The following is a 22,381-nucleotide window of genomic DNA, read 5'->3' as shown; positions in this document are numbered from 1 at the left end:
CTTGCAGCATGACGACTACGTTCTTCGCGCCGCCCGACTGCATCGCCGATGGGCGCATCGTGCTGCCGGACGACGAAGCGCGGCACGCGGTGCGGGCGCTCCGGCACGCGGTGGGGGATGAGATCGAGGTCGTGGACGGCGCGGGCGGGTGGTACCGGGTCCGGCTGACCGAGGCCGGCAAGAGCAGCGCTGCGGGCGAGGTCGTCGCCACCGAGCGCGAGGTCGGCGAGCCAGCGCACCGACTGACGGTCGGGCTGAGCACGCTCAAGAACGCCGGGCGGTTTGAGACGTTCGCCGAGAAGGCGGTCGAGCTAGGCGTCACGGAGATCCTCCCTCTCGTCACGGAGCGGACGGAGCGCGCTCGCCTCAAACCGAAACGGCTCGGCAGCATGCTCGTCGCGGCGCTCAAGCAGAGCGGCCGGAGCCGGCTCCCCGGCCTCGCCGAGCCGCAGCCGCTGGCGGCGGTGCTGAGCGGGCGCACCGAAGGGCTGCGCATCCTCTGCCATGAGGCGGCCGGCCCGGACGCGCTGCTCCCGCGCGTGCTGGATCGGAACCCCGCCGGGGAGACCACGATTCTTGTCGGCCCCGAGGGCGGGTTCAGCGAAGCCGAGGTCGCCGAAGCCCAGGCCGCCGGGTGGGCAGTCGCCTCGCTCGGGCCGCGTCGGCTGCGCGCTGAGACGGCAGCCCTCGCCGCAGCATCGGCTGCGATGCTTCATCTATCACATCAAGTCAGGAACGACATGGCTTCCTATTACTGAGCGAAATGGACCTCACTGAAACCCTGAAGGACCGTGCCCTGCTCGTGGACGGCGTGCTGCTTCGTGCTTACCGCGACACGGTCACGCTGCCCGGCGGCGGGACCTCGGTGCGCGAATGGATCGAGCACCCCGGGGCCGCGGCCGTCGTGCCGCTGTTCGAAGACGGGACGACGATCCTACTCCGGCAGTACCGCTACGCGCCGGGGCGCGAGTTTGTCGAGGTCCCGGCGGGCAAGATCGACAGGCCCGGCGAGGACCCGGCTGAGGTTGCCGTGCGCGAACTCGAGGAGGAGGCGGGCTACACGGCGCGGGCGCTCACGCCGCTCGGCCCGACCTACCCGTGCATCGGATACAGCAACGAGGTCATCCACCTCTTCCTCGCCGAAGACCTGTCCGAAGCCGAGGCCGAGGCCGAAGACGACGAGTTCGTCGAGCCCTTCCGCCTGCCGTTCGCCGAGGCCGTGGCGATGGCGGAGCGCGGCGACGTGTTTGATACCAAGAGCGCCGTCGCGCTCCTGCGGGCCGGGGCTGAGGTGGCGAGACGGTCGGGGTAGGGCGAGTGGGCGAGTGGGCGAGTGGGCGAGTGGGCGAGTGGGCGAGTGGGCGAGTGGTGAAAGGCGACGCTGGAGAAGGTCCCTCAGTCTCCCTTTCGCCCATACGCCCTTTCGCCCCCTCTTCCTTTCGCCCCTCTTTTTCACACGCGCTTGCCTGCGCCCCAGCCGGGACGGTGCTACCTTGCCTGCCGCTTCCGTCCAACCCGCGCCGCACCTACGTCATGTACATCTTCCTCGTTATCGTCATCACGATCATCGCCCTGCTGATGGCGATCGCCGTGCTCCTGCAGAGCGGCAAGGGCGGCGGCCTCGCCGGGATCGCGGCAGGCGGCCAGACCACCCAGATCCTCGGTGCCCGTCAGGCCCCCGACACGCTGGAGAAGGCAACCTGGACGCTCGGGACGGTCTTCATCGTGCTCTGCATCCTCGCCAACTTCTTCGCCAACCCGTCGGAGGCGCAGCGAAGCATCCTCCAGGAAGGCGGCGGTGCCAACGCGCCCATCGAGAACCCGCTGCCGCCGGGCCCGGGCACGATCAACGACGAGCCGCCCGCTCCGGCCCCGCCCGTCGAGAACGAGTAACCCCAGTCTCGGATTCGCACAGCGACGCCCCGCTTCTCCGGTGAGAGGCGGGGCGTCGTCTGTTGGTACGGCGCGTGCCGGTCTGTAAGCCGAATTCTGTGCCTCCGGGCGGTGGCCGTACACCGCGGCGGAGCGACCGCCATCTATCTGGGACCGCCGTCGCCGGCGGCCTCGAGCGGCCTACCCGCGCCTCGGGCGGGCACCCGTTTCCCGGCGCGACCGCGAGCGGTCTGCCGGGAGCGGCGCTGTTTGGCCTTGCACCCCGTGAGGTTTGCCTAGCCGGCCCCGTCGCCGGAGCCGCTGGTGGGCTCTTACCCCACCGTTTCACCCATCGCCTGTGCCAGAGCAAAGCCCTGGCCATCGGCTGGTCTGTTCTCTGTTGCACATGCTGTCGCCCGGCGGGCCGAGCGCCTTCCTGTTAGGAAGCACGGGTCCCTGCGGTGTTCGGACTTTCCTCCCCGGAGCGGAATGCCCCGCCCGAGGCGGCGGTCCGACCGGCACGCAGGTCTGCGAACGACGAGTTACGAGCGACGAACGCCGAGTCTGTTTGTTCGCAACTCGACATTCGCCCCTCGACACGGTCTACAGTTTCATGTCGTCCGTCGTCTCGCGGAAGAGCTCGTCGTCGACGATCACGCGGCCGGTGTGCTCGCAGACGACGATGCGGTTGCGCTGCCGGACCTCGACTTGGCGCTGCGGCGGGACCATGAACGACCCGGCGGCACCGCGCTCGATTGGGACGACGGCGCGGCCGTCGCGGAGGCGGTTGCGGAGGCGCTCGTAGGCGCGGAGGTAGCGCGCCTCGATGGCTCCGGCGGCGGCGTCGCGGAGGGAGACGTAGGACTCCTGCTCCTTCTCCGTCTCCTCGACGACCTGGGCAAGCTCGGCGTTCTTCTCCTTCAGGAGCTCGTCGAGTTCGCCGAGGCGCTCCTGCGCTTCGGCGACGACCTCCTCGTTCGCCCCGTCGCGCTCCGTGTGAGACTCGATGTCGGCCTCGGCCTGCTCGATGCGCTGGCGCTGGGCCTCGATCTCCTTCGTGAGGGCGTCGTACTCGCGGTTGTTGCGGACGTTGAGCTGCTGCTCCTCGTACTTCTTGATGAGCCCCTCGCTCTCGGTGATGTCCATCTGAAGCTTGCGGCGCTGGATCTCGGCCTGCTGGCCTTCGTCGTGCGCGTTGTCGATCCGCGTCTGGAGCCCGGCCTTCTCGTCTTCGAGGTCGCGGATCTCCTCGGGCAGGTCGCCGCGCAGCTTCTCGACCTGGTCGATCTTGCTGTCGATGTGCTGGAGGCGGATGAGGGCGCGGAGTTGGTCGGTGACGCTGCTGCTGGTTTCCGTCGTGGGCATGGGCGGGGTCTGGTGGTTTCGTCGAGGGCAACGGCGTTAACCGTCCAGGCGCAGAGGAGGTTCGCACCCGCACGGAGAATTTGGCGTTGAGGCCCAGCGGACAGGCGACGGAACACAGAAGACAGACAAGCGCCGGGCGAAGCAGTCTCGCCTCAGTAGCCTTCTGAGCCTACGCCCGTCCTCCGTCGTCTGTCTTCCGTCACTTCGTCAGCGCGGTTCGGTAGAGCTGGCGGCTGTCCTGGCGGCCGCGCTGGAGCGTGAGCAGGAACGTCTCGCCCTGGCCGATCCCGTCGTAGATGCGCTCGAACGCGCGGAGCGAGCGGACCGGCTCGCCGTCGAGGCTCACGATCAGGTCACCGGTCCGGATGTTGGCGTCGCGGAAGGCTTCGCTGCCGCGCTCGACGTCGACCACGTAGACCCCCGACGCGTCGCTGCCGTAACCGAACTTCTGCGCTGCCGCGTCGGTCAGCTCGCCGAGCTCCATGCCGAGGGCGTCCATCGATTCCCCGGCCGGCTCGTCATTGCTCTGCCGGTCGCGGCGCTGGCGCTGCGCCTGCTCGTCCTGCGGCCGAGCGCCGAGCTCGACCGTCGCGCGGCGGCGGTCCTCACCGCGGATGTAGGCCACGTCGAGGTCGTCACCGGGACGGCGGTTGGCGACGATCGCCAGGAGGTCGTTGCTGGTCCGCAGCTCCTCGCCGTCGATGGAGACGATGATGTCGCCGTCTGCGAGGCCCGCTTCAGCCGCCGCGCTGCCGCCAAGCACCGATGAGATCTGCGCCGAGCCCACCGGCACGTCGAGCGCGCGGGCGAGCGACTGCGAGATCGAGGTGAACTGGATGCCGAGGTAGCCGCGCTCCACGTCGCCCGTGTCGATGAGCTGGCCGACGACGTTCTCGACGATGTCGACCGGGATCGCAAAGCCGATGCCCTGGAAGCCGCCGGTGCGCGTGGCGATCGCGGTGTTGATCCCGATCAGTTCGCCGCGCAAGTTGACGAGCGGGCCGCCCGAGTTGCCGGGGTTGATCGAGGCATCGGTCTGGATGAAGTTCTCTAGCCCGTTGATGCCCTGCGCCCGCCCGAGCGCCGAGACGATCCCGGCCGTGACGGTATTCGAGAGCGACTGCTGAAGCGGGCTCCCGACAGCGATCACCCACTGCCCGACGCGCAGCTCGTCGTCGTTGCCGAAGCCGAGGTAGGGGAGCTGCTCCGCGTCCACCTTCACGACCGCGAGGTCCGCAAACGGATCGGTCCCCACGATCTCGCCCGCGAGTTCGGTTCCGTCGAAGAAGCGAACGACGAGCTCGTCGGCGTTCTCGACGACGTGGTTGTTGGTGACGATGTAGCCGTCGGGGCGGACGATGGCGCCGGAGCCGAGGCCGGAGCGCGGGATCGCCTGCCCGCCGCCTCCGCCGCCGGGGTTGCCGAAGAACCCTTCGAAGGGCGTGCCCTGGAACGGGTTGCCCATCGCAGGCTGCTGGACGAGCTGGGTCGAGGAGATCGAGACGACGGCGGGGTTGACCGCCTCGGCGACCGCCGAGAACGCCTCGCCGAGTTCGGTCGCCGTCTCGATGCCTTCGGAGACGTCCCCGCGGACGACCGGAGCCTGCTGCGCCTCGGCCGAGCCGAAGAGCGCGCCGTCGAAGAACGACCCGCTAGCGGTGACGAAGAACACGCCCGCGACGAACGCGGCGGCGACGAGGAGGGCGACGGAGAGTCTGCGAGAGGTGCGCGTGGACATGGTAGGGCAGAGGGTTGTGGCAGAGGAGCAGTCGGAGGTCCTACGCCGGGCGCGGCGCTGGGTGCCGGAGCCCGGGGGTGCCGGTGCCCGGTGGAGCCTGCTACGGAGCCGGCCGAAAAAATATGCAGCGCGACCGAGGCCACGCTGCATGACCCGCGAGCGGGTTTGTTCGGAGGGTGCGAATCGTTAACGACGCGAGCGGCAAAGTTGGTATGTGAAGTGCTGGATTTTTAGCACAGCCCAGAAGGGTTGTTCTCCTACCGCACGCCTACGACGACGACCGCGCGGCGGATACCATGTGCAAATGCTGCGTTCGCATTGGGCATGAGAGGCAGCAGGCGCTCTAGCCGGTTGCTCTTCGCTTTCAGCACGACGATCAGCGAGTCCACTCTCCGGCATGTTTTGCTGATACCGAAGACTGCCGTCCACCGTCACGAAGGCGTCGAACGCTGGCTCGGCCAGCGCGAGGAGTGCCCCGTTCTTGATCCCGCGCCAGTCCATGTCAGCGACCGTCCGCACGTCGTGCGTCGGAAACCCCGGCTTGAGCTTCCGGCCCGGCAAGCATTCGTCGAGCAAGACACGCACGGCTCAGGCAGCCTCTGCTTTGAGCAGCGCGTCCTTCGCCCGCTCCAGAAAGGTCCCGACCTGTTCGCGGTGGACCGTTGGGAAGTCGGCGAGAAACTCGCCGAGGTCGTCCCCGGCGGCGAGATAATCCACGAGGTTCTGAACGGGCACGCGGGTTCCGGCGAACACGGGCGTACCGCCGAGAACGTCAGGGTCTCGAACAACGATGGGATTCATGGCTAGCCCGGTCTGTTGCCACTGAAATCGCGGTGGAATCTCAAGAAGTTGCCGCCCGGCTGCGACCTGTCGTCTCCCATCTCCCTAGAATGCCCAGTTTGGCATCGAGTGCACGGCGAGTACGGCACCGGCTACGCAGCGGATGGAAGCCGTTTCGGCGACGGCTCTATCTTCGGTCGATCCGACGCCTGCTCACGTCGCTTCATTTCTTCGAACAGTCGGTCTAAGTCGTAATCGAACTCAGCCGCTAGCTCATCACGGATTCGCCGGACCTCGGCAATGATCTCGTCCTGCATCGGTTCGTTGTTCCTCTCAGGTAGGTTCATGGCTGGATCAGTTCCTCCGGTGTGCAAATGACGGGTGGGTCATATCCGTTCAAACGGCAGGCCGCGTCGATCCGTTTCCTCAGAGCAGCATTGGCGAGGTGCTTGAAGTTCCATGTCAGTAGATACTCGGCTCCACCTGCGACGGCAGCGGCGATATGAGAAGCATCAAGCGCGGCTTTGCTCGGTATCGGTCCCGGCTCGACGAGAGTACGGGCCAGCGCCTTGGCTTTGGGCGGCAGCAGGACTTCAGGGATACCCGAAAGTGCATCGAGGCGCAACTGTGCAGCGCCTAGGTCTCCGCCTGCGGCTTCTGACGCCACGAACTCCGAAACGAAAAGGTCGTAGCGGCCTCGCTCGTTCTCCCACCACTGGCGCGTCAGTTGCTGGCGACCTGCCGTGATGAGGTTGCTGCTCGGGCGGGCCGTGAGGTAGCTGATGATTGTCGTTTCGATGTAGAGCTTCGGCTTCATGGGACTGAGCTAGAGCTTCGCCCGCTACCGCCCCGGAATGCCCGGCTCGGTCATCGAGCGCACGTCGAGGACGGCGTCGATCTCGTCGTCGGGGATGAGGTCCTTTTCTTCGAGCACGTCGCGGACGGAGCGGCCCTCGGCGGCGGCCTGCTTGGCGATCTTCGAGGCGGCGTCGTAGCCGATGGCGTCGTTGAGCGCCGTCGCAATCGAGGGGTTCTTTTCCAGCAGCTCGCGGCAGCGCTCGCGGTTGGCCTCGATCCCGTCGAGGCAGCGCGCGCGGAAGGCGTCGCAGCCGTTCGCCAGGATCTCGATGCTCTCCAGCATGGCGTGCGCCATGACCGGCATCATTACGTTGAGCTCGAAGTTGCCGTGCTGCCCGCCGACGGTGATCGTGGCGTGGTTGCCCATCACGCGGGCCGAGACCATCATCAGCGCCTCCGAGAGCACCGGGTTGACCTTCCCCGGCATGATCGAGCTTCCGGGCTGGACGGCGGGGAGCTGGATTTCGCTCAGCCCGCTCGTCGGGCCGCTCGACAGGTGGCGGACGTCGTTGGCAATCTTGAGGAGCGAGACGGCGAGCGTGCTCAGCGCGCCCGAGGCCGAGACGTAGGCGTCCTTCGCGGCCTGCGCCTCGAAGTGGTTCTCGGCCTCGCGGAAGGCGAGCCCCGTCGCCTCGGAGATGCGCTCGATGGCGAGACGCGAGAAGTCGGGGTGGCGGTTGATGCCGGTGCCGGTGGCGGTCCCGCCGAGGGCGAGTTCGGCTAGCTCCTCCGAGGCGTTGCGCAGCCGGCGGATGCCGTGCTCGACCTGCGACGCGTAGCCGCCGAACTCCTGCCCGAGCCGGACCGGCGTCGCGTCCATCAGATGTGTCCGCCCGCTCTTGACGATGTCGTCGAACTGCTCGGCCTTTGCCGCGAGCGAGGCGTGCAGCCGCTCCAGCGCCGGGATCAGTTCGTTCTCGATCCCGACGCGGGCGGCGACGTGCATCGCGGTCGGGATCACGTCGTTCGACGACTGGCCCATGTTCACGTCGTCGTTCGGGTGGATGCCATGAGCGTCGCCCGTTGCCTCGCTGGCGACGTGGGCGATGACCTCGTTGGCGTTCATATTCGTCGAGGTCCCGCTGCCGGTCTGGAAGATGTCGAGCACGAACTCGCCGTCGAGCTGGCCCTGGGCCACGCGGTCGGCGGCGTCGGCAATGGCGAGCGCCTTCGAGGCGTCGAGGAGGCCGAGGCCGTTGTTGGCGTGGGCGGCGGCGCGCTTGACGGTCCCGAGGGCCTCGATGAAGCGGCGCGGGAAGCGGAGCGAGGAGATCGGGAAGTTCTCGCGCGCGCGCTGGGTCTGGGCACCGTAGCGGGCGTCGGCGGGGACATGGACCTCGCCGAGCGAGTCTTTTTCGATGCGCATCTCAGGCATTGGGCTAGGAGCGGAAGAGCGGAGGAAGGGAGGAGCGGAAGATACCGAGCCTCGTTCTCTTCGCATGAACCCGCCCGTGCCGATCTTCTGTCCACCGTCTCACCGTCCACCGTCTCACTGAATCATGGACGTAGTCCCCACCGTTGCCGAGATGCAGGCCCGCGCCGAGGTAGCGCGCTGCGCCGGGCGCACCCTAGCCCTGGTCCCGACGATGGGGGCGCTCCACGCCGGGCACCTCGCGCTCGTCGAGGAGGCCCGCCGCCGGGCCGAGCACGTCACGGTCTCGGTCTTCGTCAACCCGACGCAGTTCGGGCCGGGCGAGGACTTCGACGCCTACCCGCGCACGCTGGACGCCGACCTCGACGCACTTCGCAGCGTCGGCGGGGCGGACGTGGTATTCGTGCCCAAAGTGGGGGAGATGTACGCCGAGCACGCGGCCACCTCGGTCGAGGTCGGCGGCCTCGGCGACCACCTCTGCGGCGCGCACCGCCCCGGCCACTTCGACGGCGTGACGACGATCGTGACGAAGCTGCTCCTGGCCTGCCGCCCGCACGTCGCAGTCTTTGGGAAGAAGGACGCGCAGCAGTTCCTCATCCTCCGGCGGATGGCGCGCGACCTCGGCTTCGGGGTCGAGATCGTCGGGGTCGAGACCGTGCGCGAGGCGGACGGGCTGGCGCTGTCGTCGCGGAACCAGTACCTCAGCGCCGAGGAGCGGCAGCAGGCGGTCGTGCTCTCGCAGGCGCTGGCCGGCGTGCGGCGTCGCGTCGAGGCCGGGGAGCGGCGGGCGGCGGTGCTCGCCGAGGCGATGCGGGCCGAGATCGGCACGGCCCCGCGGGCACGCTTGCAGTACGCCGAGGTCGTCGACACCGAAGCGCTCCAGCCTGTCGAGACGCTGCGGCCGGGGCAGGAGGTGCTCGCCGCCGTAGCAGTGCATTTCGGCGCGGCGCGGCTGATCGACAACGCGTTCATCGAGGTGCCGGACCGGGGCTGACGGGGACCGGGTGAAGAACCGGGGAGGACGCGCCGCGCCGCGAACCTCGTGCCTGCTCGGTCCTTTACGGACGGGTATTTTCGGAAGCGCTTCGCCGGCCCTCGAACAGGGCGACCACGCGGGGTCGCCCCTACGGGTGCCCGGTGGGAGTTGGCGCTTCGAAACGCGGCACCCCTTCGTCCCTCTTCACTCGCAACTCGACTTCCTCGTCATGGCCTCTGTCATCCTTTCTGCCGCCCGCACGCCCGTCGGCTCCTTCGGCGGCGCGCTCTCCTCCGTCCCGGCCCCCGACCTCGGCGCGACCGCCATCAAAGCCGCCCTCGACCGCGCGGGCGTCAGCGCGGGCGACGTCGACGAGGTCATCATGGGGTGCGTCGTCACCGCCGGGATCGGGCAGGCCCCGGCGCGCCAGGCCGCGATCAAGGCCGGGCTGCCGGACAAGACGCCGTGCATGACCATCAACAAGGTCTGCGGCTCGGGGATGAAGACCGTCATGCTCGCCGACCAGGCGATCCGCGCGGGCGACGCGAAGGTGATCGTCGCCGGCGGGATGGAAAACATGAGCGCCGCCCCGTACCTCATGCAGAACGGGCGCTACGGCTACAAATTCGGCAACGGCCAGCTCCTCGACGCGATGCAGCACGACGGCCTGACCGACGCCTACAGCGGCCAGGCGATGGGCGTCGCGGCCGACCTCTGCGCCGATACCTGCAACGTCCCCCGCGACCGCCAGGACGCCTTCACCGTCACGAGCTACGAGCGCGCCCAGCACTCGGTCAGCGAAGGCGTGTTCGACGCCGAGGTCGCGCCGGTGACGATCAAGGGCCGGAAGGGCGACACGGTCGTCGAGAAGGACGAGGAGCCGTTCCGCACCAACTTCGACAAGATCCCGACGCTGCGCCCGGTGTTCTCGAAGGAGGGCGGTACCGTCACCGCTGCAAACGCGAGCACGATCAACGACGGGGCCGCCGCGCTCGTCATCGCCGACGAGGACTGGGCGCGCGAGCAGGGCCTCACCCCGCTCGCCCGCATCGTGGCGAACGCGCAGCATGCCAAGCGGCCCGAGGAGTTCACGACGGCTCCGATTCAGGCTACAGAGAAGGTCTTGGAGAAGACCGGCCTCACGGTCGACGACGTCGACCTGTTCGAGGTCAACGAGGCGTTCGCCGTCGTCGCCCTCGCGGCCCAAGACGCGCTCGGGATTCCCCACGAGAAGCTGAACGTCAACGGCGGCTCGGTCGCCATCGGCCACCCGATTGGCGCGAGCGGGGCGCGGATTCTGACGACGCTCCTCTACGCGATGGAGCAGCGCGACGCCAAGCGTGGCCTCGCCGCCATCTGCATCGGCGGCGGCGAAGCGACCGCCCTCATCGTCGAACGCCCCTAGGCTGTGTTTGACGAACCCAAACCGGCCTCCGCGTGGCCCCCGGCGCATCCTGCGGCGTTGCGCTGCATCGCCGTAGCTCAGGCTACGGCTGTTTCGCGCGCCTTGCAGGCTGCACCGGGTTCTCACGCTCGGCTTCGCTCTGGTCCATCAGACACAGCCTAGGATGCCCACGCTGCGCCCCTGGGTCTTCGTCGCCGTGCTGCTGGCTGCCCCCGGCTGCACGGCGACGCTCGTTGAGCCGTCTGTGGACGAGACTGGCCGGCCTGCCACCGCGATTGCCCAGGCGCAGGTGGCGGCCGGAGCCGACCGCTTCCCCATCGCCGTGGGCGGGCGCTACGGCTACATCGACCGGTCCGGCTCCGTGGTCGTCGAGCCGCAGTTCGACGAGGCGCATCCTTTCGCCGAGGGGCTGGCGCGAGTCAAGGTGCGCAGCCGCTACGGCTACATCGACCCGGACGGCGGCAGCGTCATCGCCCCGCGCTTCCGCCAGGCGCTCGACTTCTCGAACGGGCGCGCGCGCGTCGTGCTGCCCGAGACGGACCTGGAGGCCTACATCGACGTCGAGGGCGCGACGGTCGTGGCCCCGAACCTCGCCGAGGCGAGAGACTTCGCGCAGACGCCGGACGGCCTGCTCGCTCCGGTCATCCGGGCGGAGACGACGGAGTACCTCCCCTTCGGGAGCCGCCTGTTCAGCTTTCTCAGCACCCAGTCGCGGTCGGTGGGTGCGTGGGAGGTGATCCGCGCCGACGGCGAGGTGGCGTTCGCGCTCGACGAGGCGCAGAATGTGCTCGGCTACGCGGAAGGGCGCTTTCCCTACGCGGTCAACGCCGGCGTCTGGCCGTTCGTGACCGAGCAGTGGGGCTACCTCGACGCTGCGGGCGACACGGTCATCGAGCCGCAGTTCCAGCTCGCGCTCCGGTTCTCCGAGGGGCTCGCCCCCGTCGTGGACGGCGGGCGCTTCGGCTATGTCGACACGACCGGCGCGCTTGTGATCGAGCCGCAGTTCGAGCTGGCGGGGGCCTTTCGCGAAGGCCTCGCCCCGGTCCGACAGGAGGGGCGATGGGGCTTCGCCGACGCGTCGGGCCGCCTCGCCGTGACCCCGCAGTACGACCTCGCCTTTGCCTTCTCGGGCGGCCGGGCGCTGGTGCAGCAGGGCGACCGCTTCGGCTTCGTCGCGCCCGACGGCACCGAAGTCCTGCCGCCTCGGTTCGGCTACGCGCGGTCGTTCCTGGGCGGCCTCGCCTTCGTCCGCGAGGGTGAGCGCGAGGGCTACATCGACCCCGACGGAACCTTCGTCTGGAGCCAGCTCACGTCGCGCTAGCTGCACTACCTCCTCACCTTTACCCAATCGCTATCCACAACACGCACACCATGAGCATCAACCACATCGCCGTCATCGGCGCAGGCACGATGGGCAACGGCATCGCCCACGTCGCGGCGCTCGCTGGGCACGGCGTCACCCTGATCGACGTCGACCAGGACCGCCTCGACCGGGGCCTCGCCACGATCGAGAAGAACCTCGCCCGCCAGGTCAAGAAAGGGCGGATCACCGAGGGGGAGCAGGTCGAGACGATGGCGCGGGTCGCGTGCGCGACCGACCTCTCGGCCGACACCGCCGAGGCCGACCTCGTGATCGAGGCCGCGACGGAGAACCCGGCCGTTAAGGCCGAGATCTTCCAGGCCCTCGACCGGGCGACCAAGCCCGAGGCTATCCTCGCCTCGAACACCTCGTCGATCTCGATCACCCAGATCGCGGCCGACACCGAGCGCCCGGACCAGGTCATCGGGATGCACTTCTTCAACCCCGTGCCGGTGATGAAGCTCGTCGAGATCGTGCGCGGGCTGGAGACCTCGGACGCGACCTTCCAGGCCGTCTACGACCTCGCGGAGAAGCTCGGCAAGACGCCCGTCGAGGTCAACGACTACGCGGGCTTCGTCTCGAACCGGATCCTGATGCCGATGATCAACGAGGCCGTCTACTGCGTCATGGAGGGCGTCGCCGAACCGAAGGACATCGACACCGTGATGCAGCTCGGCATGGCGCACCCGATGGGACCGCTCACGCTCGCCGACTTCATCGGCCTCGACGTGTGCCTCTCGATCATGGAGGTGCTCCACCGCGAGCTCGGCGACGCGAAGTACCGCCCCTGCCCCCTCCTGCGGAAGATGGTCGTCGCCGGGCGGCTCGGCCGGAAGTCGGGCCGCGGGTTCTACGACTACGGGGGCTGACGGGTATTCCTGAACGTAGGGGTTTGATTAATCAAACCCCTACGCCGTCGATCCATTACACCGCATCGCTCCATGCGACCTCTCCGCGACACCACCGTATTCATCACCGGGGCCTCGGCCGGGATCGGGGCCGCGTGCGCCGAGGCGTTTGCCGAGGCCGGGGCGCGGCTGCTTCTCGCTGCCCGGCGCAAGGACAAGCTCGACGACCTCGCCGCCCGGCTCGGCGCTGAGACGCACACGCTCGCGCTCGACGTGCGCGACGCGGCGGCGGTGCGCGAGGCCGTCGCCGGGCTGCCCGAGGCGTGGCAGGCCATCGACGTGCTCGTCAACAACGCGGGCCTCTCGCGCGGCCTCCAGCCCGTGTGGGACCACACCGACGAGCAGGTCGACACGATGCTCGACACGAACGTGAAAGGTCTCTTGTGGGTCACGCGGGCCGTCGTGCCGGGGATGGTCGAGCGCGGGCGCGGGCACGTCATCAACATCGGCTCGACGGCCGGGCACGGGGTCTACGCCGGCGGCTCGGTCTACTGCGCCACCAAGCACGCCGTCGACGCGATCACGCGCGGCCTCAAGATCGACCTGCACGGCACGCCCGTCCGCGTCTCGACGGTCGACCCCGGCCTGACCGAGACTGACTTCTCGCTCGTCCGCTTCGACGGCGACGCCGAGCGCGCGGACACGGTCTACTCGACCACGACGCCGCTCCAGGCCGAAGACGTGGCCGAGGCCGTCGTGTGGTGCGCGGCCCGCCCGCCGCACGTCAACATCGCCGAGGTCATCATGATGCCGACCGCGCAGTCGTCGGTCTCGCTCATCGACCGGAGTGCGGTCACGGACCGAAACGCGGCGGGGGACGAGGCGTGACGCTGCCGGCCCACACTGCCTTCGCCGAGCGGCTGCGCGCGCGCCTCGCCGGGCCGCTGCCGGGGCTGGCGGCGCAGCTCACAATGGGGCCGCCGCAGCGGGGCGCGCCCGAGCAGTGGGACGAGGCGCAGCAGAACGGCCGCCGCGCCTCCGTCCTCGTGCTGCTCTATCCCTACGAGGACACGACCGCGCTCGTCCTCACCCAGCGCAACGCCGACCTGAGGGCGCACAGCGGGCAGATCTCGTTCCCCGGCGGCAGCATCGAGCCGGGCGAGACGCCGGCCGAGGCCGCGCTCCGCGAGGGGTGGGAGGAAGTCGGGATCGACCGGAGCGCCGCTGACGTGCTCGGGACGATGACGGACCTCTACATCCCGCCGTCGGACTTCACCGTGACGCCTGTTATTGCAAGCCTCGACGAGCGCCCCGTCTTCCGGCCGCAGGAAGAGGAGGTCGATGTCATCATCGAAGTCCCGCTCCCGGCACTCCTCGGTCCGGCGAGCCGGCAATCGGGTCTGTGGACGATTCGGGGGCGCGAGATCGAGATCCCGTACTTCGCCTTTGGCGAGTTCGAGATCTGGGGCGCGACCGCGATGATGCTCGCCGAGCTGCTTGCCGTCGTCGAGGACACCGCCTGAGGGCGCAGGGCTTACGTGTCCGTCTGCCGCGTGGCCCGCAGGGGCAACTGCACGAAGCCCGCCGCGTCGACGGTGCCGCTCAGTTCGGGGCCGTCCACGTCGGCGCTGACCGAGACGATCCCGAGGGTGCCGGCGTCGAAGCCGAACGACACGGTGTTTTCCTCGAAGACCACGTCGGTGAGTTCGGCCGTGCCGTCGAGCGCCTCGCCGCTGATCTGCCCGACGAGGCCGTCGCCGGATTCCTCGATGGAGAAGAGGCCCGAGGAGGGGCTGTCGGGGCCTTCGATGACGTACGCCCAGGTGCCGACGATGGAGGAGGGCGAGATCATCTGCTCCGTCCGGGCGCAGCCGGCGAGCAGGAGCAGGACGAGGGGAAGCAAAAGGCTGGAGCGGTATGCCATGGCGTTGCTGATGGCGAGAAAAAGAGCAAGACGCGGCATGTCCGCGAAGGGGAACGACCGCTGGCAAGTAGTTCCGAGCGCAGGATACGCCGACAGCGAGTTAGCCGGCGCCCGCTATGCTGGTTGGCCTACCAGATAAATCGTGTCCCGCGAAAGGTCCGGTCCGGCCTCCCAGACAATGCCTCCCATCTCGTCCACCTCGACCGCTGAGAAGGTGTCCGGCGACTTGATGAGGCGGAACACTCCACGCTCCAGGAGCGGAGACACGTCGTAGCGGCGGCGCTCGCCGTTCTCGAACGTGGCGAGGACGGTGTGAGTCTCGGGTTCAGCCTCTACCGAGGTGATCCGAGGGAGCATTGGCAGCGGCCGGTCTGATGCCGGAGGCGGGGAAAGAGGTGCTTCCATCAGTCTAGAGGCTCAATCTTACCAGGGTGGTCCATGTTCACGGCGCGCTCCCAAGCCTGTTCCAGTTCCGCCGAGCGCAGAGCGGCCCAGCCCTGGACCATTCTCTCCTGGCGCTTCGGGAGTGAACCCGCCAGGCGGTCGCCGTCGGGGATCGAATAGGTCGCTTCGTCTCCGCCGTACTTGGCGTGGAAGTGCGGGGCGGCGTGCCGGTTCGTGTCCACGAAGTAGAGGTAGATCGTGATCCCGAAGAACTCGCAGACGCGCGGCATAGGCTGTGGCTCTCGAACGCCCGAAGATACCGCCGCGCTTCGTAGCGCTGGCTAACACTCTGCCGTGCCCCCGTTACTTGGGTCGCTCATGTGAGGTCGAGGATAGCGAACCGGTGCGGGGAGTGCTTCCTAACAGTGGACCGCTCAGACGCACCGGAGGCGACGACGACCGAGCGCAAGAAACGACCGGCGCTAGCACAACGGCAAGCCCCGCCGCCGAGCCCGGCGTCGGCCTGCAGCGGTGAGTTCTGCCGCGCCCGCCCGCGCTGCCGCCGAGACCCGGCGCGCGGCACGACGACCACAGCGGCGGTCGCACGAGCGACCCTACCCCGAATCCCTTCCGGGCACGACGGGGTCGAGCTTCGCGTCCGCGGCGGCGGACGCACGTTCGAGGTCGACATCGACGACGGGACGCGCAACCGGAACCGCCAGGTAACCCGTCGCGGACCGGTCCCGACGGCCGAGGCGTGGGCGACGGTCCGCGTCCCATTCGCCGCCCCCACAGCGCGCGCCCACGGCGAGCGAGTAACCATCGCCCCGCTCGACCTGGCGGCCATGCGGTCGATTGGCCTCTACATCATCGACGGCCAGGACGGACTCTTCCGGCTGGAGGTAGACTGGATTCGGGCGTACCGCGAGGCCGACTAAGTCGCCACCGGCTCGACGTGGAAGCCGCGCGTGGCTTCGTCCACAAACGCGGCCAGGGCCTCGGTCGAATGATAGAGGAGCAGCAGGTGCCCGCCCTCAGCAGCTTCGCCCACGATCCGCTTGCGCTCGGCCTGCGAGCGCTCCGGCTCGAAGTCGTACTTGGCGCGGAACGAGCGCGTGATCTGGCCTGGACTCGGGACCACGTCGCCGCCGAAGACGACGGTGCGCCCGCCAGTGTGGAGCCGGAAAAGCTGGTGGTCCCGCGTGTGCCCGCCTGTGTGCTCGAACTCGATCTCGTCGGTGAGCCACCCGCTGCCCTCGACCGTCACGAGCTGGCCCGCCGTGTCGAGCGTGTGGATTACCCGGTCGCGGGCCTCGGCGGAGACGCCGGCGTAGGGCGCGTCGAGCTCGCCGGCCTGGACGACGTACTCGGCGTTCGGGAAGGTCGGGAGGTCAGAGCCGCCCGCGTCGAGGACGGTGCCGCCGGCGTGGTCGAAGTGGAGGTGCGAGAGGAGCACGCGGGTGACGGCCTCGCGCTCGAACCCGGCGCGGCGGAGGCCGTCGGTGAGGAACGTCGCGTCGCGCCCGCGGGCGTACTCGCCGAGGCCGGTGTCGAGGAGGAGGAGGTCGGCGGGCGTCTCGACGAGGAACGGGGTGACGGAGATGAAAAGCGTCCCCGGCGGCTTCGGCTCGCCGTCGGCGCTCGGCACGAAGCGCTTGTCCCCCCCGACGGTGAAGCGGCCCTCGGGGAGCGGCCAGATGCGGAGGTCGCCGTACTCGATCACGAGGTGCGCTCCTTCTTGTCCTCGTGCTTCTCGTAGGCCTCGATGATGTCCATCACGAGGCGGTGGCGGACCACGTCGCCCCGGTTGAACTCGACGAAGTCGATCCCGTCGACGCCGTGGAGGATGCGCGTGGCGTGAACGAGGCCGCTGTCGGCACGGTTGGGGAGGTCGGTCTGCGTTACGTCGCCGGTGACGATGCAGCGGCTGCCCGGCCCGAGGCGGGTGAGGAACATCTTCATCTGCGCCGCCGTCGCGTTCTGCGCCTCGTCGAGGATGACGAACGCTTGGCTGAGCGTCCGACCGCGCATGTAAGCTAACGGTACAATCTCAACGATGTTCTGGTCGAGGTAAGCCGCGAGCTTGTCACGCGGAATCATGTCCTCGAGCGCGTCGTAGAGCGGGCGCAGGTAGGGGTCGATCTTGTCGCGGAAGTCGCCGGGGAGGAAGCCGAGGCTCTCGCCTGCCTCGACGGCCGGGCGGCTGAGGATGAGCTTTTTCACCTGCCGGCTCTTGAGCGCCGAGACCGCGAGCGCGACTCCCATATAGGTCTTCCCGGTCCCGGCGGGCCCGACGGCGAACGCGATGTCGTTCTGCCGAGCCGACTCAACGAGCCGAACCTGGCCGGGCGTCTTGGCCTTGATGACGCCGCCCGACGGCGTGAAGAGCACCACATCGGTCGTGTCCGCGCGCGGATGGCCGCTGCCGAGCGTGGTGAGGTCGAGGACGGTGTCCACGTCGCGCTCGGTGAGGTTGCCGTTGCGCGTCAGGATGCGCGTCAGCTCGCCGAGGATCTGCTCGATGCGGCGGAGCGCCTCGGCGTCGCCACTGAGGAAGAGCTGCTGGCCGCGCGCCGTGATCCGGGTGTCGGCGAACGCGGCTTCGATCTTGCGGAGGTAGGTGTCGTCGAAGCCGAAGAGCAGCAGCGGCTCGACGCCTTCGATCGTGAGGGTTTTGTCAGCCAATCAGCAGGGAGCTAGAGTGAGTAGGGGCGTCTGGTATGCGCGGATTCGGCGGAGGTTTTCCGGCGCACGATGCTGGATGCGTGAACTCTGACGGATCGCCACGCGAAGGCGAGACACCGCCTATCTTGCTCTTCCGCTCTTCCGCTCTTCCGCTCTTCCGCTCTTCCGCTCTTCCGCTCTATGCCCAACCTCGTCGTCCCCTTCACCAAGATGCACGGCGCGGGGAACGACTTCCTCGTCCTCGACAACCGCTTCCTCCACCTCGCGCACGACGAACTCGCCGACCTCGCCCGGCGCTTCTGCCCGCGCCGCTTCGGGGTCGGGGCCGACGGCCTCCTCGCGCTGAGCGCGCCCGATGACGAGGGGCACGCCTACCGGATGGACTACGTCAACCCCGACGGCTCGCGCGCCGGGATGTGCGGCAACGGCGCCCGCTGCCTCGCCCGCTTCGCCCGCACCGCCGGCCTCGACGCTGAGCCGCTCGTCTTCGCCTCCGACGACGGCGTCTACCGCGCCTCGGTGCCCGGCGATCCCGACGCCCCGGTTCGCCTCTTCGTCCCGAACCCGAAGCACTTCGACCCGGCGCGCGTGCTCGAGGCCGGGGGGACCGTGCCCTACATCTGGACCGGCACCCACCACACGGTCGTCTTCGCCCGCGACGTGGCGACGGCGAACGTCGAGAAGATCGGCCCGCGCATCCGGCACGACGCGGCGCTCGCGCCCGAGGGGGCCAACGTCAACTTCGTGCAGATCGCCGAGGCGAGCCCGGCGAGGGTGGAGGTGCGGACGTTCGAGAAGGGCGTCGAGGCCGAGACGCTGGCGTGCGGGACGGGGGCGCTCGCGGCGGCCCTCGTGGCGCGGCTCATGGAGCGGGTCGAGGGCGACGAAGTGGAGATCGTCGCCCGGGGCGGGACGCTCCGCGTCGGGTTCGGCCTCAACGAGCACGGCCACGTCCGCGACCTATGGCTCGAAGGCCCCGCCGTCGCCGTCTTTCAGGGGATGCTGGAGGTATAAACGCGTAGGGGCGACCGGCCGGTCGCCCCTACAGGATGCATCCGGGACCCGCACCTAGAAGAACAGCGAGCGGTTGTCCTCGATGTCGGCCTCGTCGCGGAGGCGCTCGAGCCACTGCTGCTGGATGCGCTGGCGGCGCTGGTTCAGCAGTTCGCTGCGCAGCGTCGTCCGCTCCTCGGCCGTCATCGACGCCGGATCGACCTCGGTGACACCGGTGGACGTGATGACGAAGGCGGCGTTCTCGCCGGTCACTACGCCCGAGGTCTCGCCCTCGTCCAGCCCGAGCAGCGTCCCGACGAAGGCGGGCTCGCGCCCGAGGCCGGGGACGGTCGTGGCCGAGAGCGCGAGGTTCTGCGCGGTGCGGACGGGCGCGCCGACGGCGGCCCCGATCTCCTCCAGGCTCCCGCTGGCGTCGCGGAGCTTCGCGGCCTGGACCTCCTTCTTCTGCTCCAGCCGGACGCGCGGCTCGACCTCGGCGCGCACGTCCTCGAACGGGCGGAAGCCCTCGGCCTCGACATCCGTGACGCGGACCACGACGAAGGCCGTGCCGGTGTCGATCACGTCGGAGACGTCGCCGGGCTCGGCGCGGGCGACGAAGCTCCGCACGGCGCGGCTGTTGCCGAGGCCGGGGATGAACGCCTGGTCGCCCTGGACGACGGCCTGCTGGAGCTCCAGCCCGAGGCGCTCGGCCTCGCCGGCGAAGTCGCCGCCCTCCTCGGTGTAGTAGGTCAGGTCGTCGGCCTGGTCGCGCACGGCGCGGAGCGTGGCCGACGTGATGCCGACGGACTGCGAGAGCTGCGCCAGCCGGACCTCAGCGTTCGTGCGGTCCTCGACGCGGATCAGGTGGAACCCGAAGTCGGTCGCCACCGGCCCGACGACCTCGCCGGTGCGGGCTCCGAAGGCGGCCTCCTCGAACGGCGGGACCATCCGGCCCTGGCCGAACCAGCCGAGGTCGCCGCCGCGGGCGGCGCTGCCGGGGTCCTGGGAGTACTGCCGGGCGAGCGTCTCGAACGACGCGCCGCCGTCGAGCTGCCGCTTGACGTCGAGCGCCTGCTGGCGCTGGGCCTCGCGCTGGGCGTCGGTGTCGCCGCGGTTGCCGAAGAGGATGTGGCGGGCGCGGACGGCGACCTCGTCGGCCTCGCGCACGTCCGCGATCTTGACGAGCCGCGCCTGGTCGCCGACGAGGACGGGGCCGACGACGCGGCCCTCGGTCGGGTCGGCGAAGACGGCCTCGGCGATCTCGGCTTCCATGCCGCTCGGCCCGGCGTAGAGGCCGTCGAAGGGCGTCTGCGAGAAGTTCTGGAGGACGAAGAGCGAGTCGTCCTCGGCGGCGGCGAAGGCGGCGCGGAGGTCGCCGAGGTCGCTCATGATGGCAGCGGAGTCCTCGGCGCTCGGCTCCTGCGAGAGCGTGACGAAGTCGACGTAGACGGTGCGCTCGCGGGCGAAGTCGTCGCGGTTGGCGTCGTAGTAGGCCCGGAAGTCGCGGTCAGTCGCGGCGACGGCGCTGTCGGGGATCTCGGCGTAGCGGAGGGCGACGTAGCGCCCCTGCGCGGTCCGGTTGCGGCGGACGTACTCGGCGTCGACCTCGGCGTCGCTGACGCGGACGGCGGCCCCGAAGAGGGCGTTGAGCTTCTCGGCGCGGCGCTTGCCCCGGAGGTACTCCTCGATCGCGATCAGGTCCTGCGTGGCCTCGGGGTTGTCGATGGCGCTCTGGAGCAGGCCCCGGTCGAGCTCGCCGTCCTGGCCCGCGAAGAGCTGGAGGACGACCGGGTCCGGGCTCGGGCCGGTGAAGAGGTTCTCGACCTCGGCGTCGGTGACGCGGATGCCGAGGCGGTCCATCTCGCGCTCGCGCAGCCGGTCCTCGACGAGGCGGTCGTAGACCGCGTCGGAGTACTGGTCGCGCAGGGCCTGGGTCGCCGACTGCCCGGTCTGCTGCCGGTAGTTGCGGACTTCCTGCTCGAGCGCGCGCGTGTACTCCTCGTAGAGCACGGGCTCGCCGTTGACGACGGCGATGTTCTGGCGCTGCTGGATGCCGATGTTGTCGAGGGCACCGGAGTCCTGGAGGACCCACAGGCCGCCGAAGGAGAGGACGAGAATCCACAGGACCACGCCCGTGCTCTCCCGCATTTTGGTCATCATGCCCATAACGTTACGTGCTCCGTTAAGTCAGGTAGGTCGCGAAGTCAGCCGCCGGGGGCGGTTTCGTGCGCGGAAAGAATAGCGAGAGGGTCGAGCCGCGCCAAGGTATTTTTCGGTGAAATGCCGACTCCAGAGGACAGAGGACAGAGGGCAGCGGGCAGCGGGCGGGACTACGCCGCTCGCGTGCCTTGCTGCGTCGAAGCGCCGGCGGCGTTCGAGCCGAAAGCGCGCTACGCGCTGCGCGTGCTCCTCGCCCCGCTCGGCCTCGCCCCGGCGTGGGCGTCCCGGGATGAACTCGGCACGGGCGCGCTCTATTACGGCCCCCGGCCCGACGGCCTGCCCGAGTCCGTCCTCGCCCTCCACCTCGACCCGGACACGGCCGCGTTCTTCGACGGGTCCGATGCGTACGCGGCGGCTGACGCCTCGACGGTCGACGGCGTCCCGGTCCTCTTCCCCCGGTGCCTGTCCCATCGTCTCACCGTCCCACCGTCTCACCGCCCCGACCTCATCGCCTCGGCGTTCTTCTGGCTCGCGGGCTGGCAGGAGGCCACGACGCGGGTGCGCGACGAGCACGGGCGCTTCCCGTACCACGCCTCGCTCCAGGCGGTGCTGGGCTGCGCGGCGGCGCCGGTCGTGGACCTGTACCGGGAGAGGCTGGCCGAGCAGCTCGCCGCGCACGGCGTGCCGGTCTGCCGGTGGACGCGGCAGGGGAGGCCGTGGGCCGTGGCGCTGACGCACGACGTCGACCTGCTGCGCAAGCGGCGGCTCGGCACGCTTGCCCGCGCCGCCCTCCGCCGCGACGGGCAGGCCGGTGCCGCCGTCCGGCAAGCCGTCTTCGACCCCAACCCCCGCAAGCGGAGCCTCGAACGGATGGCCGAGGCCGAGCGGCGTCGGGGCGTCGGGGCGACCTACTTCTTCAAGACCGCCGCCCGGAGTCCGTGGGACGTGCCGTACCCGGCGTACGACCCCTGGCTGCGCCGGTTCATCGCCGACCTCGGCGACGGGTTCGAGGTCGGGCTGCACCCGAGCTACTTCGCGCACGACCACCCCGGCCACCTCGCCGAGGAGCGCAGCCGCCTCGCGGCTCTCGCGGGCGCGCCGCCGACCGCCGTCCGCCAGCACTTCCTGCGCTGGACGGAGGCAACGCCGAGGCTTCACGCCGCCGCCGGGTTCCGGCTCGACTCGACGCTCGGCTTCGCCCGGCAGCCGGGCTTCCGGCGCGGGACCTGCTTCCCGTTCCCGCTCTTCGACCTGGAGGCAAACGCGCCGCTCGACCTCTGGGAGCTGCCGCTCGCGGTGATGGACACGACGCTCTTCGCCCACCTCGGCCTCGCCCCGGACGCCGCCGAGGCCGCGATCCTCGGCCTCTTCGCCGCATGCCGCCGCGTGGGCGGCGTGTGCGTCGTGCTCTGGCACAACACGGTCTACGACGAGGTGGACTACCCCGGCCAGGCCGCCGTCTTCGAGCGCACCCTCGACCGCGCCCTCGCCGACGGGGCCGCCGTGCTCAGCCTGCGGGACGTGCTGGAGGGGCGGTAGAGTGGGAGGAGTGGGAGGAGTGGGAGGAGTGGGAGGAGTGGGAGGAGTGGGAGGAGTGGGAGGAGTGGGAGGAGTGGGAGGAGTGGGAGGAGTGGGAGGAGTGGAAAGAAAAGCCGAGAAAG

The 22,381-nt window shown here is 69.5% G+C and carries 23 protein-coding genes and 1 other RNA gene; 12 read left to right on the top strand and 12 right to left on the bottom strand.

What is annotated here, in order from left to right; translation table 11 throughout:
- Positions 1-8: 8 nt before the first annotated feature.
- The 3 genes from AAGI91_08085 to secG all read left to right on the top strand — a co-directional run bounded on the left by AAGI91_08085 (position 9) and on the right by secG (position 1,893).
- Positions 9-758: an RsmE family RNA methyltransferase gene (locus AAGI91_08085; GenBank protein ID MEM1042572.1), complete on the top strand. Its 750-nt coding sequence runs from the start codon at positions 9-11 to the stop codon at positions 756-758.
- Positions 759-763: 5 nt separating this feature from the next.
- Positions 764-1,312, top strand: a complete 549-nt coding sequence (locus AAGI91_08080) for an NUDIX hydrolase (GenBank protein ID MEM1042571.1) — start codon at positions 764-766, stop codon at positions 1,310-1,312.
- A gap of 221 nt (positions 1,313-1,533) precedes the next feature.
- Entirely contained in the window at positions 1,534-1,893 is a 360-nt protein-coding gene (gene secG, locus AAGI91_08075) for a preprotein translocase subunit SecG (protein ID MEM1042570.1), read from the top strand.
- Positions 1,894-1,962: 69 nt separating this feature from the next.
- On the opposite strand, the gene rnpB is transcribed toward secG, so the two are convergent.
- From rnpB to AAGI91_08045, 6 genes are all read right to left on the bottom strand, one after another.
- Positions 1,963-2,395, bottom strand: an RNA gene (rnpB, locus tag AAGI91_08070) — RNase P RNA component class A.
- A gap of 80 nt (positions 2,396-2,475) precedes the next feature.
- A complete protein-coding gene (locus AAGI91_08065) occupies positions 2,476-3,237 on the bottom strand; it encodes a hypothetical protein (GenBank protein ID MEM1042569.1) in 762 nt (253 codons plus the stop codon).
- Positions 3,238-3,436: 199 nt separating this feature from the next.
- Entirely contained in the window at positions 3,437-4,975 is a 1,539-nt protein-coding gene (locus AAGI91_08060; protein ID MEM1042568.1) for a Do family serine endopeptidase, read from the bottom strand.
- 588 nt (positions 4,976-5,563) lie between these two features.
- A complete protein-coding gene (locus AAGI91_08055) occupies positions 5,564-5,776 on the bottom strand; it encodes a DUF433 domain-containing protein (protein MEM1042567.1) in 213 nt (70 codons plus the stop codon).
- A 322-nt stretch (positions 5,777-6,098) separates the two neighbouring features.
- Positions 6,099-6,572 (bottom strand): type II toxin-antitoxin system VapC family toxin, encoded by a 474-nt coding sequence (locus tag AAGI91_08050; GenBank protein ID MEM1042566.1) that lies wholly within the window; start codon positions 6,570-6,572, stop codon positions 6,099-6,101.
- 24 nt (positions 6,573-6,596) lie between these two features.
- Positions 6,597-7,988, bottom strand: a complete 1,392-nt coding sequence (locus AAGI91_08045) for a class II fumarate hydratase (protein ID MEM1042565.1) — start codon at positions 7,986-7,988, stop codon at positions 6,597-6,599.
- Between the two features lie 124 nt (positions 7,989-8,112).
- On the opposite strand from AAGI91_08045, the gene panC reads away from it, so the two are divergent.
- From panC to AAGI91_08015, 6 genes are all read left to right on the top strand, one after another.
- Positions 8,113-8,979: a pantoate--beta-alanine ligase gene (gene panC / locus AAGI91_08040; protein ID MEM1042564.1), complete on the top strand. Its 867-nt coding sequence runs from the start codon at positions 8,113-8,115 to the stop codon at positions 8,977-8,979.
- A 211-nt stretch (positions 8,980-9,190) separates the two neighbouring features.
- Complete coding sequence (locus AAGI91_08035) at positions 9,191-10,366, top strand: thiolase family protein (protein ID MEM1042563.1); 1,176 nt, start codon at positions 9,191-9,193, stop codon at positions 10,364-10,366.
- 163 nt (positions 10,367-10,529) lie between these two features.
- Positions 10,530-11,687 (top strand): WG repeat-containing protein, encoded by a 1,158-nt coding sequence (locus AAGI91_08030; GenBank protein ID MEM1042562.1) that lies wholly within the window; start codon positions 10,530-10,532, stop codon positions 11,685-11,687.
- Between the two features lie 50 nt (positions 11,688-11,737).
- On the top strand, positions 11,738-12,595 hold the full coding sequence (locus tag AAGI91_08025) for a 3-hydroxybutyryl-CoA dehydrogenase (protein ID MEM1042561.1): 858 nt from the start codon (positions 11,738-11,740) through the stop codon (positions 12,593-12,595).
- A gap of 72 nt (positions 12,596-12,667) precedes the next feature.
- The gene (locus AAGI91_08020) at positions 12,668-13,462 is read left to right on the top strand and encodes an SDR family NAD(P)-dependent oxidoreductase (protein MEM1042560.1); all 795 of its coding nucleotides are present in this window, start codon (positions 12,668-12,670) and stop codon (positions 13,460-13,462) included.
- Positions 13,459-14,097 (top strand): CoA pyrophosphatase, encoded by a 639-nt coding sequence (locus tag AAGI91_08015; GenBank protein MEM1042559.1) that lies wholly within the window; start codon positions 13,459-13,461, stop codon positions 14,095-14,097. Before AAGI91_08020 ends, AAGI91_08015 begins: the two co-directional genes overlap by 4 nt.
- A gap of 11 nt (positions 14,098-14,108) precedes the next feature.
- On the opposite strand, the gene AAGI91_08010 is transcribed toward AAGI91_08015, so the two are convergent.
- From AAGI91_08010 to AAGI91_08000, 3 genes are all read right to left on the bottom strand, one after another.
- Positions 14,109-14,498, bottom strand: a complete 390-nt coding sequence (locus tag AAGI91_08010) for a hypothetical protein (protein ID MEM1042558.1) — start codon at positions 14,496-14,498, stop codon at positions 14,109-14,111.
- Between the two features lie 114 nt (positions 14,499-14,612).
- A complete protein-coding gene (locus AAGI91_08005) occupies positions 14,613-14,855 on the bottom strand; it encodes a DUF2442 domain-containing protein (protein MEM1042557.1) in 243 nt (80 codons plus the stop codon).
- Between the two features lie 47 nt (positions 14,856-14,902).
- On the bottom strand, positions 14,903-15,172 hold the full coding sequence (locus AAGI91_08000) for a DUF4160 domain-containing protein (protein ID MEM1042556.1): 270 nt from the start codon (positions 15,170-15,172) through the stop codon (positions 14,903-14,905).
- 135 nt (positions 15,173-15,307) lie between these two features.
- On the opposite strand from AAGI91_08000, the gene AAGI91_07995 reads away from it, so the two are divergent.
- Positions 15,308-15,820 (top strand): CIA30 family protein, encoded by a 513-nt coding sequence (locus AAGI91_07995; GenBank protein MEM1042555.1) that lies wholly within the window; start codon positions 15,308-15,310, stop codon positions 15,818-15,820.
- Here the strand turns inward: AAGI91_07995 and AAGI91_07990 are convergent.
- Together AAGI91_07990 and AAGI91_07985 are read right to left on the bottom strand one after the other, a co-directional pair.
- The gene (locus AAGI91_07990; protein MEM1042554.1) at positions 15,817-16,605 is read right to left on the bottom strand and encodes an MBL fold metallo-hydrolase; all 789 of its coding nucleotides are present in this window, start codon (positions 16,603-16,605) and stop codon (positions 15,817-15,819) included. The two genes, AAGI91_07995 and AAGI91_07990, sit on opposite strands and share 4 nt — an antisense overlap.
- Entirely contained in the window at positions 16,602-17,567 is a 966-nt protein-coding gene (locus AAGI91_07985) for a PhoH family protein (protein MEM1042553.1), read from the bottom strand. The genes AAGI91_07990 and AAGI91_07985 overlap by 4 nt, the downstream gene beginning before the upstream one ends.
- Before the next feature lie 180 nt (positions 17,568-17,747).
- Here AAGI91_07985 and dapF point away from each other — a divergent pair, with 180 nt between their 5' ends.
- Complete coding sequence (dapF, locus tag AAGI91_07980; protein ID MEM1042552.1) at positions 17,748-18,581, top strand: diaminopimelate epimerase; 834 nt, start codon at positions 17,748-17,750, stop codon at positions 18,579-18,581.
- A gap of 54 nt (positions 18,582-18,635) precedes the next feature.
- Here dapF and AAGI91_07975 read toward each other — a convergent pair whose 3' ends face one another.
- The gene (locus tag AAGI91_07975) at positions 18,636-20,720 is read right to left on the bottom strand and encodes a peptidylprolyl isomerase (GenBank protein MEM1042551.1); all 2,085 of its coding nucleotides are present in this window, start codon (positions 20,718-20,720) and stop codon (positions 18,636-18,638) included.
- A 183-nt stretch (positions 20,721-20,903) separates the two neighbouring features.
- Between AAGI91_07975 and AAGI91_07970 the strand changes: the two genes are divergently transcribed.
- On the top strand, positions 20,904-22,259 hold the full coding sequence (locus AAGI91_07970) for a polysaccharide deacetylase family protein (GenBank protein MEM1042550.1): 1,356 nt from the start codon (positions 20,904-20,906) through the stop codon (positions 22,257-22,259).
- Positions 22,260-22,381 lie beyond the last annotated feature (122 nt).

Source organism: Bacteroidota bacterium, assembly GCA_038746285.1.
In the GTDB taxonomy this organism is placed as follows: domain Bacteria; phylum Bacteroidota; class Rhodothermia; order Rhodothermales; family JANQRZ01; genus JANQRZ01.
This window is presented reverse-complemented; position numbering and strand designations above follow the sequence as displayed.